The sequence below is a fragment of the Flavobacterium sp. FPG59 genome, assembly GCF_002150205.1.
In the GTDB taxonomy this organism is placed as follows: domain Bacteria; phylum Bacteroidota; class Bacteroidia; order Flavobacteriales; family Flavobacteriaceae; genus Flavobacterium.
The window spans coordinates 1-15,719 of sequence record NZ_MTCA01000064.1 but is presented as its reverse complement, the minus strand read 5'-3'; the positions used below and the strand labels follow the sequence as shown (position 1 = coordinate 15,719).

Below are 15,719 nucleotides of genomic sequence, written 5' to 3'. Positions count from 1 at the left end.
ATTTATATGAGATCAAAAGTTTTCATTACCTCCATTGCATTAACTACAAGCTTATTAAGCAACAGTCAAACAGATGCTAGACAAAATGACATCGCAGCCATCAAGTCTATGTGCGGTTGCTATGAAGTTCAATTCAACTTTGCTGAAACTTTTAGTTATCCCAAAGATTCATTAACCTATAAACCTTCTGAAACAAAACATGAAAAAGCTTTAGAATGGGTTCAGCTTATTGAAGACTCCTCTAATAAAATAAGCATGCAACATTTATTAATAGTGGGGCCTAATGAAAATGATATTGTAAAGCACTGGAGACAAGACTGGCTATTTGAAAACACCGATTTTCTTAACTTTCAAAAAGATTTGACTTGGAAACACAGCGCAACACCAGCAAAAAATGTAAAAGGACAATGGACGCAAAAAGTATATCAGGTAGACGACAGTCCTAGGTATGAGGGCTCATCCAGTTGGGTTCATGTTGATGGAAGTCACTATTGGAAAAATACCACTGACGCTCCTTTACCAAGAAGAGAGCATACAAAAAGAGATGACTACAATGTATTAAAAAGAAGAAACATACATGAAATAACGGCAACGGGTTGGGTTCATGAACAAGATAACGACAAATTGATTCGGAATTTAAATCAAAAAGACATTTTATTGGCTCAAGAAAAAGGTTTTGATGTCTATACTAAAGTCCCTGATGCCAATTGTAAAGTAGCCCAAAACTGGTGGAAGAAAAACGAGGACATCTGGCTCAAAATAAGAAATAAATGGAATAGCGTTTATGCCTCAAAAAAAGACATCAACTTGCACAAAAAAGTAGAAAAGAAGTCTCTTTTTTCTCTTCTATTTGATCTAAAACCTACTGCAAGTCAAGCAGAAATTGATGCTATCATAGATTCCTTTGTAATTAAATCTTAAAAAAAATATAATGCATCGTGTACACTAAATTTAGGTTTGCAAAAACTATTTAAAAAATTGGCTTTCGCCCAAAAAAAAAATTCCGAATCTTAACTGATTCGGATTTTTTTTGATCTAAAGTTTTAAATTTACATTCTATCAGGAACATTAATTCCCAGTAACTTAAATGATGCCGCAATAACCTCGGCTACTTTTTTAGACAGTTGTACTCTGAATTTTTTCTTTTCTAAATCCTCTTCCCCTAAAATAGGAACGGCTTGGTAAAACGAATTGTACTCACGAACTAAATCATAAGTAAAATTTGCCAAAAGCGCCGGACTGTGATGCTGGGCTGCATTTTGAATTACTTCAGGAAAAAGCTCCAATTGTTTGACCAATTCTTTCTCTTTTTCATGTAAAATATCTATTTGTGCATTATTTGAGTAATCAAAATTTGCTTTGCGAATTATAGATTGAATACGTGCATAGGTATATTGTATGAAAGGACCTGTGTTTCCAGCAAAATCAACAGACTCTTCTGGATTGAAAAGGATTCGTTTCTTAGGATCTACTTTCAAAATATAATATTTCAATGCTCCTAAACCGATTGTGCTGTATAAATTAGCTTTTTCTTCAGGTGAATACGCTTCTAATTTTCCTAAATCCTCTGCTATTTTTTGAGCCGTAGCGGTCATTTCCTGCATTAAATCATCGGCATCCACAACCGTACCTTCACGAGATTTCATCTTTCCTGATGGTAAATCAACCATTCCGTATGACAAGTGGTATAAGTTTTTTGCCCAATCAAAACCTAATTTTTTCAGAATCAAAAACAATACTTTAAAATGGTAATCTTGCTCATTTCCTACAGTATATACCATTCCGCCAACATCTTGCATGTCTTTCACACGCTGAATTGCCGTACCAATATCCTGAGTCATATACACAGCCGTACCATCTGAACGCAACACAATTTTACGATCAAGACCTTCGTCAGTTAAGTCAATCCAAACAGAACCGTCTGGATCTTTTTCGAAAATTCCTTTTTCTAACCCAATTTGGACAACATCTTTCCCTAGTAAATAGGTGTCACTCTCATAGTAATAACGATCAAAATCAACTCCAAGATTCTTATATGTAATGGCAAAACCATCGTAAACCCATTGGTTCATTTTAGCCCATAAAGCTTTCACTTCAGCATCACCAGCTTCCCATTTTTGTAGCATTTCTTGAGCTTCAAGGATAATCGGAGCTTGTTTTTTAGCTTCTTCTTCTGTTTTGCCTTCTTGCATTAGTTGATTAATTTCCTCTTTGTAGGCCTTATCAAATGCCACATAAAAGTTACCAACTAACTTGTCTCCTTTTAAGCCTGAAGTTTCAGGAGTTTGATTGGCACCAAATTTTTGCCAAGCCAACATGGACTTACAAATATGAATTCCTCTATCATTAATGATTTGAGTTTTATATACTTTTTTACCCGAAGCTTTGATGATTTCAGCTACTGAATATCCTAACAAATTATTACGAACGTGTCCTAAATGCAAAGGTTTATTGGTATTAGGAGAGGAATACTCAACCATAACGGCTTTATCATTTGCCGAAGGCGTCACAAAACCGTAGGTGGCATTATCTTTTATTCCTGCAAATAGGTTTAAGTAATATTGATCGGCAATTACAATATTCAAGAAACCCGAAACTACATTGAAACGGGTTACTTCAGCTACGTTTTCTACTAAATAATTTCCAATTTTATTTCCTAATTCTACAGGATTACTCTTTACTAGTTTCAACAATGGAAAAATAACCATGGTAATATCTCCCTCAAACTCTTTACGAGTGGTTTGAAACTCCACCTTTTCAATGGTCACGTCAAACAAGGTTTTTATTGCGTTTTCTATTGCGGGTGTAAGAACTTGTGGTAAAGTCATTTTATATTTTTTTTGAGAAAGCAAATATAGTCATAATCAAGGAAATTGAAAATGGGATACTCACATAATTTACAACTCACAATCAGACCGATACATTAAAAATACTAAACAAATCAAAATTACATTGAAATTAATGTAACAATTATACTTCAAAACAGTCTATTATTAAGGTTACTGTGTTCTCAACTATTAATTAAATGTTAAATAATACATAAAACAGTATTATGTTTAACATAGTATTATTTAAAAGAATACATTTGCCTAATCAATCAAATCAATCAAATCAAATTAATCATGAAATTGAAACTATCAATTATCTGCTTTATGGTAACGCTGTTTACTGTGCAAGCGCAAACTTCAAGTAAAACCTCGCCACTTGAAAACTCTGGACTAATCACCGGAAAAATAATCGACAAGCAAACCAATGATCCGCTTGGATATGTAAATGTAGTTGTAAAAGAAGACGGCAAAGTGCTAACCGGAGAAATTACCTCAGAGAAAGGACTTTTTAGCATTAAAAATTTACCTCTAAAAAAGTATACCGTTGAAATTCAATTTATGGGATACAAAACTGTTTCTAAACCAGTTGTCCTTTCTATAGATCAAAAATCGGCCAATCTCAACACTATAATTCTGGAGGAAGACGCCATACAACTAAAAGGAGTAGAAATTATAGCAGAACGCTCAACCATTGAACAAAAAATAGATCGAAAAGTGATTAATGTGGGTAAAGACTTGACTACCGCAGGAGCCACCGCATCTGAGATTATGAGTAATATCCCCTCTGTAAATGTAGATCAAGATGGTAAAATTTCCTTGAGAGGAAATGAAAATGTACGTGTTTTAGTTGACGGAAGACCCAGTAACATTGAGGCTTCGCAATTATTAAAACAAATCCCATCAGCCTCTATCAAAAAAATTGAACTGATTACAAACCCAAGTGCAAAATACAATCCTGAGGGAATGTCTGGGATTATCAATATTGTTTTACATAAAAATGCAAATGACGGCTTGAATGCCAGCATCAATTCTGGATTAACATTTGCCCAAACTCCAAAGATTTCCAATACTCTGAACATGAACTACAGAACAGGAAAAGTGAATTTTTTCTCTACTTATGGAAATAATTTTGGTATCCGATTTAACGAGGGTATGATATCCAGATTAGATGATAATTCCAATCAAATTTTTGATGTGGAGAATGATAACAAGTCCCACCTTGTAAAATTTGGAATGGATTATTACATCAACGATAAAAACACCTTGTCTGGCTATACAAACCAAAATATTTTTAAAAGTGACGGAATAATTGATATTAGTATCACTAATCCCAATGCTTTACAAAATATACTTCTAAATTCTAATTACCTAACTGACAACACCGATGGAACGTATAACGTAGCGTTAAAACACTTAACAAGAAAAGAAGGAGAAACACTTGACTTAGAAGTAAATCACAGTATTTTCTCTGAAGATCAAATAGCACGTTTTCGCAACACCTATACCAATCCTAGCATACCAAGTAGCGCTTATGATGATTCCCTTGGCGAAAAAAGAATTAACACCATCGTAAATCTTGATTACACGAATCCTCTTGACGAAAAAACAAATTTAGAGCTTGGTGCAGAAAGCAGAAATTTACGCACCGATAACGATTATGCTACAAACAACGCTGCTTTGACAAATTCAAAATACACGTATGATTTAGACATTTATTCGGCTTATGCAACCTATGGACAAAAATTCAAAAAAATTGGTTACCAATTGGGTGCACGTTTTGAAAGCTATCATGTAAAAGCAATGCTAAACGGCACCGTTGCTTACAAAGATGATTATTTTACGGTCTATCCATCGGCGTCTATGACCTACTCACCATCTGAAAAAAACCAACTTCAAATCAGTTTTAGCAGACGTGTAGACAGACCTGGAATAGATCAAACAAAACCCCTGAGAGAATTTAGTTCGCCTAGATTAACCTCTATAGGAAATCCGGAATTGGACCCGCAATTTACAAACTCAATAGAATTTAATTACACCAAGACACTTTCAAAGGGATCTTTAACCACCGGATTGTTTGTAAGAAGCATTCAAAACGAAATCAACCGAATCATTTATCCAGATCCTCAAAATCAAGACCAACAAATTTTAAGTTTTGACAACTTTGACAACAACACTGCCTATGGATTTGAAGTTTCTATGAATTATAAAATTAATAGTTGGTGGGATATTCAACCTGCAATAGATTATTCAAACATCAACCAGAAAGGACTTGTATCTCAAATAAACACTACTACAAATTCATTCGATTTGGTTACCAAAGAAGTTGCCGCAGCAGCATTTAATGCTCGTTTTAATAGCAATTTTAAAGCTAGTAAAAGTCTACGTTTTCTATTATTTGGTTTTTATAGATCTGGAGTTGATGGTGTTCAATTTAACAACAAAGAAATGTACAAAATTGACGCTGGTGGACGCTACTCTTTCTTGAAAGACAAAGCTACATTAAGCATCCGTTTCAATGATATTTTCAACACCATGAAAGCAGGTTTTGAAGGTGAAAATCCGTATCCACAAAGAGGTCAATTTAGATGGGAAAGTCAATCCGTATTTGTAGGTTTCAACTATGCTTTTGGCGGAGGTAAAACTAAAAACCTGCAGCGCAAACAAAGAGAAGACAACACCAAACAAGGCGGAGGTCTGTTCTAGAAAAAAATAGTGTTACAAAATTTTAATTTTTGATAGAATATAAAAAACATGATGAGTCAGTTGCCTATTTTATCAACTCAATTGTCTAATTTGTTTTTGAATTCAAAAATGCTTTTCCAATACTAAAAAGTTAGTTTTAATAGTTTGTTACCCAAAAAATTCGGAGTATGCCACTCCGAATTTTTTATTTTCATTAAGGTTTATTATTTCAAAAAACAGGACGCATCAATCAAACGATTTCCTGTTGCATCATGTACCGCATAATTAAAACCACCTTGAATACAATACGATCCGTACTCCCCTTTTTTGTTCAAGGCTATAAAACCAACTTGAATATCTTTAAGATTTTTATTTCTTTTTTGGGTCAAATTTACAATGCGCATGACTGCCTCTTCACATGCTTTTTGTGGAGATTTCCCTTGTCGCATGAGTTCTACCACCAAGTGACAACCTGTAATACGTATTACTTCTTCCCCATGACCTGTAGCAGTGGCAGCGCCAATTTCGTTATCTACATAAAGACCTGCACCTATTATGGGCGAATCTCCTAAACGGCCATGCATTTTAAATGCCATGCCACTTGTGGTACATGCACCAGATAAATCTCCATTGGCATCAAGCGCAATCATACCAATGGTATCATGATTTTCAATATTAGCAATAGGTTTGTAATCACTGGTTTTAAGCCATTCTTTCCACTCCCGTTCTGAGTCTTCAACTAGTAAATTTTCTTTTACAAACCCTTGCGAAACAGCAAATTGAAGCGCTCCATCTCCAACGAGCATTACGTGAGGTGTTTTTTCCATTACTGCACGTGCCACAGAAATGGGATGCTTTATAAACTCTAAACACGCCACAGATCCAATATTAGCATTTTCATCCATGATACAAGCATCCAGAGTAACTCGGCCATCGCGATCTGGTCTACCGCCATAACCTACACTTCGCTCTTTTGGATCAGCTTCGGGAATTTTCACGCCAGCTTCAACAGCATCCAGCGCTTTCCCATTATTTTTTAAAACCTCCCAAGCAGCCACATTCGCTTGCATACCGAAATTCCAAGTTGAAAGCACAATTGGTTTGTTGATTTTATTGGGTTCTGCTGGATCTTCTGTTTCCGCTTTACCTTTGAAGGCTTGCAACGCAAAAGCTGCTGAGGCAAGAGCTGTTGTTTTTAAAAAATTTCTGCGGTTTGCCATAATTAAATAGGTTTAGTAGTTGACATAACTGGTGTATAAAAATAGCTTTTATTTTCCAAAAAAAAAGTCTGTACAAATTGCACAGACTTCTTTATCTAATTTTTGAATACCCTCATTAATCTGGGGTTTCGTTTACCATTTGATAATTGCACTAGCCCAAGTAAAACCACTACCAAAAGCAGCTAAAACTACTGTATCACCTGATTTTATTTTACCTTTTTCCCAAGCTTCAGTTAAAGCAATTGGAATAGAAGCTGCGGTTGTATTTCCGTATTTTTGAATGTTGTTGTACACTTGGTCATCCGACAGGTCAAATTTCTTTTGAATGAATTGAGAAATTCTCAAATTTGCTTGATGAGGAATCAACATATCAATATCAGAAACTTGCAAGTTATTCGCTTGCAATCCTTCATTAATCACTTCGCTAAAACGAACTACAGCATTTTTAAATACAAATTGTCCGTTCATGTAAGGGAAATAACTTTCGTCGTCCGGGTCATTATCTGCCAAAATATCAGTCACCCAGCGGCCACCCATTCCTGGAGCTTTTACAACTAATTCTTCAGCATGTTGCCCTTCTGAATGTAAGTGTGTAGACAAAATACCTTTGGTTTCATCCTCTTCTCTACTTAATACAGCAGCACCGGCTCCGTCTCCAAAAATTACCGAAACGCCACGACCACGAGTAGTCATGTCTAATCCAGTAGAATGTACTTCAGAACCAATTACCAAAATGTTTTTATACATTCCTGTTTTAATATATTGATCTGCAACAGATAAAGCATATATAAAGCCCGAACATTGATTACGAACATCCAGAGCACCAACTGTTTTTAATCCTAAATCACGCTGTACAAGAACACCTGGGCCAGGAAAATAATAATCAGGACTTAATGTTGCAAAAACTACAAAGTCAATATCTTCCTTAGCAACACCAGCACGTTCAATTGCTATTTCAGCAGCCTTTACTCCCATTGATGTGGTTGTGTCCTCACCTTTTATAATGTGGCGTCTCTCTTCAATACCGGTACGCTCTTGAATCCATTCATCGTTGGTATCCATGATTTTGGATAAATCGTCATTTGTAACCACGTTTTCAGGTACATAATAACCCAATCCTGCTATTTTTGAATGATACATATTATTGTTGTTTTATTAAAATCAGATTGCAAATTTAGAACTAACTCTAAAATTCAGGGTGCTAAAATACCACTTTTTTAGCAAATTACAAGTTTTAAGCATTTTGAACCATTGTAAAATACCAACTCCCTTGATGTACGTTGAACTTAGAAAACCTTTTTTTACAATAAAATAAGAGATAGTAAAGTTTAACAAAAACAAATGTAACAACAATGCAAGCATGCAGACTAAAAATAGATACTATTCAAGCTAATTTAAAATCATTAAAATTATGAAATTAAAAATGTCCTTACTTCTTTTCCTTGGTATGAGTTTACAGACTTTTGCACAGGAAAATTTAACCTACCAAAAACCTTCTCCCTCTATCTTGACTCTTGCTGATTATGAAAGAGCTCCATCTGTGTCAATGGATACTAAAAAAGAATACCTTTTATTATCTTATCGCAACACCTACAAGTCGCTTGACGATTTGAATCAAGACGAACTTAGACTAGGAGGTTTGCGCATCAATCCTACTACAAACATTTCAAGTACGGTTACCTATGTGAACAACTTAAAAATTAGAAAAGTAAAGGATCAAAATGAAGTACAAGTTGCTGGTCTTCCTCAAAACCCACGAATCAGTAATATTTCTTGGTCACCTAATGATTCAAAAATTGCATTTACGCATACTGCCGCAACCGGTGTTGAGTTATGGACTATCGATGTGGCATTGGCTACAGCCAAAAAAATCACAGAGGCTACCTTAAACGCCAATATTGGAAGTCCGTTTATATGGATGAAAGATAACAATACACTTCTTGTAAAAATGCTCCCTAAAAATAGAGCAGCTTTGCTAGATTCTAAAAAAGATTTGCCGACAGGACCAATTATCTCTAACGCTGACGGATCTAAATCCCAAAACAGAACCTATCCTGACATGTTGAAAAACGCCAATGATGAGATCAATTTTGAGAACATTATAACATCCGAAATATACAAAATAACTCTTGATGGCACAGCAACTCTCTTTAAAAAAGCAGCTATGTACGCGGGTGAAAGTTTCTCACCTGATGGAAATTACTTGATGCTTACCACCATTCAAAAACCATTTTCATACATTGTTCCATTAAGTCGTTTTCCTTCAAAATCAGTGGTGTATGACAAAGATGGCAACGAGGTGAAAACAGTAAACGAAGTTCCGTTGACTGAAATTATCCCGAAAGGTTTTATGGCCGTGAGAAAAGGAAAACGAAACATGAGCTGGAGAGCAGATAAACCTGCTACATTAGTTTATGTAGAAGCACTTGATGGTGGTGACCCAGCGAACAAAGTTGATTTTAGAGATGAAGTCCTGCTGTGGAACGCACCTTTTAGCACTCCTGCAAATACGCTTGTAAAAACACCGCAACGTTTTAGCGGCATCATGTGGGGTAATGAAAATGTAGCGGTACTTATGGATGAATGGTATGATACCAGAAATACAAAAACATACCTCATCAATCCTGCAGCTCCTGAACTAGCACCTAAAGTAATTTTTGACCGAAATTCGCAAGATGTGTATTCAGATCCTGGAAATTTTGAAACGCGCAAAAACGAATTCAACAGATATGTACTGGCTATAGAAAACAACAAAACTTTTTTAATAGGTGCTGGTTTTACAAAAAATGGACAATTCCCTTTTATTAGTGAAATGGATTTAAAAACATTGCAAACTAAGAGACTATACACCTCATCGTACACGGACAAAAAAGAAGATATTCTTGAAATTGAAAACTTAAAAGAAGGTACGGTTTTGGTCCAAATTCAGTCTAAAAACGAATATCCAAACTATTACTTGAGAAACATCAAGCAAAAAAACAAATTAACACCTATCACTACTTTCCAAAATCCTTTTGAAAGCATTAAAAACGTGAGTAAAGAAGTTATCAAGTACACGCGTAAAGATGGAGTTCAATTATCTGGAACCTTGTACTTACCTGTAGGATATGACAAGGTTAAAAAAGAAAAAATGCCATTGTTAATTTGGGCTTACCCAGCAGAATACAAGGATAAAAATTCAGCAGGTCAAAGCACGCAAAACCCAAATGAATTCACATTTCCAAATTACGGTTCTTTTGTGTACTGGGTAACCAAAGGTTATGTGGTACTGGATGATGCTGCTTTCCCAATTATTGGTGAAGGAACTACAGAACCAAATGATAATTTTATCACACAACTTGTTGATAATGCTGAGGCTGCTATTAATGCAGTTGATGCTTTAGGATACATTAACCGCAAAAAAGTAGCTGTGGGCGGACACTCGTACGGCGCCTTTATGACGGCTAATTTACTAACACATTCTAATCTTTTTGCATGCGGAATTGCACGCAGTGGCGCTTATAATAGAACATTAACTCCTTTTGGCTTTCAAAGTGAGCAACGCAATTACTGGGAAAGTCCAGAAGTGTACACAGCCATGTCTCCTTTTATGAATGCTGGAAAAATGAAAACACCTATGTTATTGGTTCACGGTGAAGCCGATAACAATCCTGGAACTTTCACTTTGCAAACCGAACGCTACTTTCAAGCTCTGAAGGGACTTGGAGCTCCAGCACGAATGGTGATTTTACCAAAAGAAAGTCATGGTTATGCAGCCAAAGAAAACATCCTACACCTATTGTGGGAACAAGATCAGTTTTTAGAAAAACATTTGAAAAACTAAACGCAGCTTGATCAAGCCCAGTTTTTAAACACAAAAATCCCCGAAATCAAATCTGGTTTCGGGGATTCTTTTTTTTATATCAAAAGGAAAAAAATTTAGCTTTACGCTAACATCAAGTTGACTTCTTGATTAAAGTTTAATTCCGTGTCATGCTCAAAGAAAATAGCTCTTCTATCAAAAGCAGCTTTAACTAAAAAATGACCGCCTCTAAAATAACATTGCTTTACAACCGCTGTCATTTTTGCATTGTCTACTACTTTTAATTGGTGCGGATACAACAATAAATATTCGTCATCAGCCGGGTCAATATCTATAATTTGTGAAAGCATAAACTCATTGACTTCACCAAAAAGAGACGCTACATATTTATTTGCCGGAAGTTCATACAAAGCTCTTGAAGCACCTTTGATCACTACTTGTCCTTGCTGCAAGACAATTGTCTCATCTGCAAATGATAAGGAATCCACACTATCATGTGTGGCTATGATGCAAGTGATTCCTTTCTTCTTTAAGTAGGCAAACAAGTTGCGTCTTAAAGCATTTTTTCTAAAATTATCAATATGGCTGAATGGCTCGTCTAGCAATAAAATTTCTGGCTCTAGGGCCAAAGCTTTGGCTAAGGCTACCCTTTGTTGCTGTCCACCACTTAAATCTTTGGCTTTTACTTTGGCAAACTCCGTCATCTCCACCATTTCGAGTAGCTCTTGAATTCGGAGTTTTTTTAAAGGTAAAAAAGCGCTCGACAAAAATTTACCCACATTTTCCTCAACGGTGGTATACGGCATTAAATCAAAATCTTGAGCCAAGTATTTAATATAATCAACACCCGGAATCAAGTTGTATTTGGGACCTAAAATAGATTTTTCGTTGTAACTAATTGATCCACTATTGAGATCCAGTAAACCATAAATCAGTTTGAGTAAGGTACTTTTTCCGCAACCACTTTCCCCAATAATAGCAATGTTTTGCCCTTTCTCAATAGTAAAATTAATATCTGTTATTACAGGTTTATCACTATAAGAAAAGTGTATATTTTTTATTTCTAGCATCATCAAAAATTAAAGTGCAAATTTACAATCTTTAAATCAATTTTAAGCACAAAAAAAGCTGCTTCTAGAAAGAAACAGCTCTTGTTTTTAAAGTACTTTAAACTTATTTTTTCACTTCAGCTTCAGCATCTTTGATCATTTTTTCGTTAGCCGTAATAGCAAACTCTACACGACGGTTTTGGCTTCTACCTTCATTAGTTTCATTAGAAGCAATAGGATCAGCAATACCCATTCCTGTTACTTTAAATCTAGCTGCAGAAACTCCTTTGCTTGACAAGTAATTACGCACAGATGCCGCTCTATCGCCTGAAAGTTTCAAGTTATAATCTGCTGGACCTGTACTATCAGTGTATCCGTAGATAGTAATATTAGTATCTGGATATTCTCCAAAAACAGGAACTAATTTATCTAGATTAGCTTTTGCAGCAGCAGTCAATGTAGATTTGTTCGTATCAAAACGCACTGCATTTTCATTCAAAACCAATTTAATTCCTTCTCCTACACGTACTACTTCAGCACCTGGAAGAACAGCATCAATTTGACGTGCTTGCTTGTCCATTTTATTACCAATAGCGCCACCTGCAACACCACCAATAACTCCTCCTAGTACAGCACCCATAGCACCATTACCACCTTTTCCTAAATTGTTACCTAGAACTCCACCTAAAACAGCACCTGCAACAGCACCTATTCCTGCTCCTCTTTGAGTTTTGTTTGTGTTTTTTACAGCCTCACAGCTTGTAAAAATAGAACCTAAAACCATTATTGTTGCTATAGCAACTACTGAAATCTTTTTCATGTTATCTTATTTTTTAGTTAGTTTTTTGAAACTGATATACTACATCGGTCATTTTTCCTGCTACATCTATTTTGTCTACTAGTTGAAACGAAGTTTCCGTTTGATTAGCAAGACCTAAAATATAACCATCTCTCACTTTTCTTGCTTTCTCGCCAGCGTCTAAAACTTTTAAAACAAACTGACCTTGATCGTTTACAAACCAAGTAATTGGTGAACTAAATGCAACACAATTCGTTTTGGTCAAAGCCATAGTTCCTTTGTTATTGTTTGACACAAATTTCCAAGTACTTCCTACAAAACACTCTGAGTCTGCTAATTGAAAACTATTTACTTTCACATATTGAGATCCTGGATATGTTACTGCACTAATAACCCAGTCTCCTTTTATAGCTACTTGAGATTTTCTATCTGTTTTGGTACTCGTAGCTGATGTTGACTTACAAGCAAACATCAAAACGGCTAAGGCGCACACTAAAATAATTTTTTTCATTTTGATACATTTAATGAATTAATACTTACACAAAGGTACTACGCATTTTTGAAATTATGTTTCACAATTTTAACATTTTGTATCATAATTAACGCTTACGCCATTTTGTCACCCTTTTTACAATTGGTATTCTATTTGAAAGCTTGATTGGTAACCAATTTAATTTTAAAATTTAAAAAATATGACAACAGGTAAAATTAATGTTTCAGTAGAAAACATCTTTCCCTTAATCAAGAAATTTTTATACAGCGACCACGAAATTTTCTTGAGAGAATTGATTTCGAACGGTACCGATGCCACTTTAAAATTAAAGCATCTGATTAGCATTGGCGAAGCCAAAGTAGAATATGGCAACCCAATGATCGAGGTAAAAATTGACAAAGAAGGAAAGAAAATACACATCATCGATCAAGGTTTAGGAATGACTGCTGATGAGGTTGAGAAATACATCAATCAAGTGGCTTTTTCAGGAGCCGAAGAGTTCTTAGACAAATACAAAGACTCTGCTAAAGATTCTGGAATTATCGGACATTTTGGTCTTGGTTTTTACTCTGCTTTTATGGTAGCCGAGAAAGTAGAAATCATCACTAAATCATTCAAAGATGAGCCTGCTGCACACTGGACTTGTGATGGTAGCCCAGAATTCACTTTAGAACCAGCTGATAAAACCACACGTGGTACTGAAATTATTTTGCACGTTGCTGAAGATTCTTTAGAATTTTTAGAAGACGCCAAAATCAGAGAATTGTTGAACAAGTACAACAAATTCATGCCTATTCCAATTAAATTTGGAACCAAAACACAAACTCTTCCTAAGCAAGAAGACGCTCCAGAAGATGCCGTTGCCGAAACAATTACTGTAGACAACATCATCAACAACCCAAATCCAGCTTGGACCAAACAACCTACTGAATTGGCTGCTGAAGATTACAAAACCTTCTACCACGAGTTGTACCCAATGCAGTTTGACGAACCGTTATTCCACATTCATTTAAATGTAGATTATCCGTTCAACTTAACTGGTATTTTGTATTTCCCAAAACTAGGTTCTGATTTGCAAATCCAAAAAGACAAAATTCAGTTGTACCAAAACCAAGTCTATGTTACCGATAACGTAGAAGGAATTGTACCTGAATTTTTAATGATGTTAAAAGGTGTGGTAGACTCGCCAGACATTCCGTTGAACGTATCTCGTTCCGGATTGCAAGCTGATGCTGCCGTTAAAAAAATCTCTAATTACATCACGCGTAAAGTTGCCGATAAATTAAAATCATTGTTCACAGAAAACCGTGAAGATTTTGAGCAAAAATGGAACGACATTAAAATTGTATTGGAATACGGAATGTTATCCGAAGACAAGTTTTATGAAAAAGCAGGTGCCTTTGTACTTTACCCAACCGTAGATGGCAAATTCCACACACTCGAAGAATTAAAAGAAAAACTAGCTGCCACACAAACCGATAAAGATGGCAAACTGGTAATCTTATATGCAGGAAACAAAGATGCGCAGCACTCTTACATTGCTACCGCCAAAGACAAAGGATACGAAGTATTGTTGCTAGACTCTCCAATTATCTCGCACCTAATCCAGAAAATTGAAGGCGACAACAGCAACCTGACTTTTGTACGTGTAGACTCTGATCATATTGACAACTTAATCAAGAAAGACGAAACTACCATTTCAAAACTTTCAGATGAAGAACAAACCAGCCTAAAAACCGTTCTAGAAACCATTGTACCAAAACAAACGTACAGCGTACAACTAGAAGCGCTAGACAGCAACTCGGCACCATTTATCATCACACAGCCAGAATTCATGCGCCGTATGAAAGAAATGAGCCAAAGCGGTGGCGGCGGAATGTTCGGGATGGGCAACATGCCAGAAATGTACAATTTAGTAGTAAACACAAACTCTGAATTGGCCAGCAGCATCCTTAACAACAAAGACAAAGACGCTCAAGAAAGCCTAGTAAAACAAGCGCTAGACTTAGCCAAACTATCTCAAAACTTGCTAAAAGGCGAAGCCTTAACCGCATTTGTAAAAAGAAGTTTCGAGCTGATTAAGTAAATATTATATTTTTAGATCGTAAGATTTTTAAAGTAAACCTGCAAGCGACCCCGAAGTATCGGGACTTGCAGGTTTTTTTTTGGAGCAGATCAACCGCTTTTCAGCAGGCGCGTACTCCCGCTATACGCTACAATCTTTGCTTTTGGCTGCCGCCACCGTAAAGGATTTTCGCTGCTATCGGGGCTATTTGAGACGAACCATTTTTTACAAAGACGTTTTTTTAAAATTCAATTTGTAAGATTATTTTAATATATTTGAGAAATGAATAAAGTGAGATGAAACTTTTTTTAATTCCGCAAGAGTGGTGGAGTTGGGAAGGTTTGTTAAGCTTATTTTCGAGTTATATAACATTGCAGAAAAAATCTCCTAAATAAAATTAAGATATATGATAAAAACAATTACTGACTTTTCTGCGAGAGAACCATCTTTGGGTTACTTCTACCAAATTAAATATGCTTTACTAATTTTACTTACATACTCTAAAGAACTTGACAACCCAAAGATCAGAATTGAAAATCTAGATGACATTGAAATTGAGGATGTGAATACTTTACAACTATTACAAACCAAATTACATATTAAAAACAAGGCGAATTTAACTGATGCCAGCGTAGACTTTTGGAAAACAATAAGAATATGGTCTGAGCATATAAACAATGGCTTAATTGACTTAGAAACTACAATTTTCAATTTAATTACTACTGAAGAGATTCCTACTTCAAGTTTGCTTTATAAATTCAAATCTAATATATCCTTAGAC

General features: G+C 35.5%; 11 protein-coding genes. 5 read left to right on the top strand and 6 right to left on the bottom strand.

Annotation, left to right across the window (positions count from 1 at the left end):
- Positions 1-6 precede the first annotated feature (6 nt).
- Complete coding sequence (locus FPG59_RS07900) at positions 7-921, top strand: DUF6607 family protein (protein WP_176330714.1); 915 nt, start codon at positions 7-9, stop codon at positions 919-921.
- Positions 922-1,049: 128 nt separating this feature from the next.
- On the opposite strand, the gene argS is transcribed toward FPG59_RS07900, so the two are convergent.
- The gene (gene argS / locus FPG59_RS07895) at positions 1,050-2,828 is read right to left on the bottom strand and encodes an arginine--tRNA ligase (RefSeq protein WP_086454071.1); all 1,779 of its coding nucleotides are present in this window, start codon (positions 2,826-2,828) and stop codon (positions 1,050-1,052) included.
- 294 nt (positions 2,829-3,122) lie between these two features.
- Here argS and FPG59_RS07890 point away from each other — a divergent pair, with 294 nt between their 5' ends.
- Positions 3,123-5,531, top strand: coding sequence for a TonB-dependent receptor (locus tag FPG59_RS07890; RefSeq protein WP_086454070.1), 2,409 nt, complete (start codon positions 3,123-3,125; stop codon positions 5,529-5,531).
- Between the two features lie 203 nt (positions 5,532-5,734).
- Here FPG59_RS07890 and FPG59_RS07885 read toward each other — a convergent pair whose 3' ends face one another.
- Together FPG59_RS07885 and FPG59_RS07880 are read right to left on the bottom strand one after the other, a co-directional pair.
- Positions 5,735-6,730 carry an isoaspartyl peptidase/L-asparaginase family protein gene (locus FPG59_RS07885; RefSeq protein ID WP_176330713.1) on the bottom strand — a complete coding sequence of 332 codons (996 nt, stop codon included), beginning with the start codon at positions 6,728-6,730 and terminating at the stop codon, positions 5,735-5,737.
- A gap of 132 nt (positions 6,731-6,862) precedes the next feature.
- Positions 6,863-7,870, bottom strand: coding sequence for a 3-oxoacyl-ACP synthase III family protein (locus FPG59_RS07880; protein ID WP_086454068.1), 1,008 nt, complete (start codon positions 7,868-7,870; stop codon positions 6,863-6,865).
- A 271-nt stretch (positions 7,871-8,141) separates the two neighbouring features.
- Between FPG59_RS07880 and FPG59_RS07870 the strand changes: the two genes are divergently transcribed.
- On the top strand, positions 8,142-10,553 hold the full coding sequence (locus FPG59_RS07870; RefSeq protein ID WP_086454066.1) for a prolyl oligopeptidase family serine peptidase: 2,412 nt from the start codon (positions 8,142-8,144) through the stop codon (positions 10,551-10,553).
- A gap of 101 nt (positions 10,554-10,654) precedes the next feature.
- On the opposite strand, the gene FPG59_RS07865 is transcribed toward FPG59_RS07870, so the two are convergent.
- The 3 genes from FPG59_RS07865 to FPG59_RS07855 form a co-directional block, all read right to left on the bottom strand.
- On the bottom strand, positions 10,655-11,602 hold the full coding sequence (locus FPG59_RS07865) for an ABC transporter ATP-binding protein (RefSeq protein ID WP_086454072.1): 948 nt from the start codon (positions 11,600-11,602) through the stop codon (positions 10,655-10,657).
- 103 nt (positions 11,603-11,705) lie between these two features.
- Complete coding sequence (locus tag FPG59_RS07860) at positions 11,706-12,401, bottom strand: OmpA family protein (RefSeq protein WP_086454065.1); 696 nt, start codon at positions 12,399-12,401, stop codon at positions 11,706-11,708.
- Between the two features lie 13 nt (positions 12,402-12,414).
- Positions 12,415-12,891, bottom strand: a complete 477-nt coding sequence (locus FPG59_RS07855) for a lipocalin family protein (protein ID WP_086454064.1) — start codon at positions 12,889-12,891, stop codon at positions 12,415-12,417.
- Between the two features lie 181 nt (positions 12,892-13,072).
- On the opposite strand from FPG59_RS07855, the gene htpG reads away from it, so the two are divergent.
- Complete coding sequence (gene htpG, locus FPG59_RS07850) at positions 13,073-14,959, top strand: molecular chaperone HtpG (protein WP_086454063.1); 1,887 nt, start codon at positions 13,073-13,075, stop codon at positions 14,957-14,959.
- 385 nt (positions 14,960-15,344) lie between these two features.
- Positions 15,345-15,719 (top strand): hypothetical protein (locus tag FPG59_RS07845; RefSeq protein ID WP_217875854.1); only part of this gene is annotated, 375 nt, incomplete at its 3' end.

What these genes read in the sequence shown, in the direction of transcription:
- FPG59_RS07900 (WP_176330714.1), top strand. Translation starts at nt 7, where the DNA reads ATGAGATCAAAAGTTTTCATTACCTCCATTGCATTAACTACAAGCTTA.
- argS (WP_086454071.1), bottom strand. Translation starts at nt 2,828, where the DNA reads ATGACTTTACCACAAGTTCTTACACCCGCAATAGAAAACGCAATAAAA.
- FPG59_RS07890 (WP_086454070.1), top strand. Translation starts at nt 3,123, where the DNA reads ATGAAATTGAAACTATCAATTATCTGCTTTATGGTAACGCTGTTTACT.
- FPG59_RS07885 (WP_176330713.1), bottom strand. Translation starts at nt 6,730, where the DNA reads ATGGCAAACCGCAGAAATTTTTTAAAAACAACAGCTCTTGCCTCAGCA.
- FPG59_RS07880 (WP_086454068.1), bottom strand. Translation starts at nt 7,870, where the DNA reads ATGTATCATTCAAAAATAGCAGGATTGGGTTATTATGTACCTGAAAAC.
- FPG59_RS07870 (WP_086454066.1), top strand. Translation starts at nt 8,142, where the DNA reads ATGAAATTAAAAATGTCCTTACTTCTTTTCCTTGGTATGAGTTTACAG.
- FPG59_RS07865 (WP_086454072.1), bottom strand. Translation starts at nt 11,602, where the DNA reads ATGCTAGAAATAAAAAATATACACTTTTCTTATAGTGATAAACCTGTA.
- FPG59_RS07860 (WP_086454065.1), bottom strand. Translation starts at nt 12,401, where the DNA reads ATGAAAAAGATTTCAGTAGTTGCTATAGCAACAATAATGGTTTTAGGT.
- FPG59_RS07855 (WP_086454064.1), bottom strand. Translation starts at nt 12,891, where the DNA reads ATGAAAAAAATTATTTTAGTGTGCGCCTTAGCCGTTTTGATGTTTGCT.
- htpG (WP_086454063.1), top strand. Translation starts at nt 13,073, where the DNA reads ATGACAACAGGTAAAATTAATGTTTCAGTAGAAAACATCTTTCCCTTA.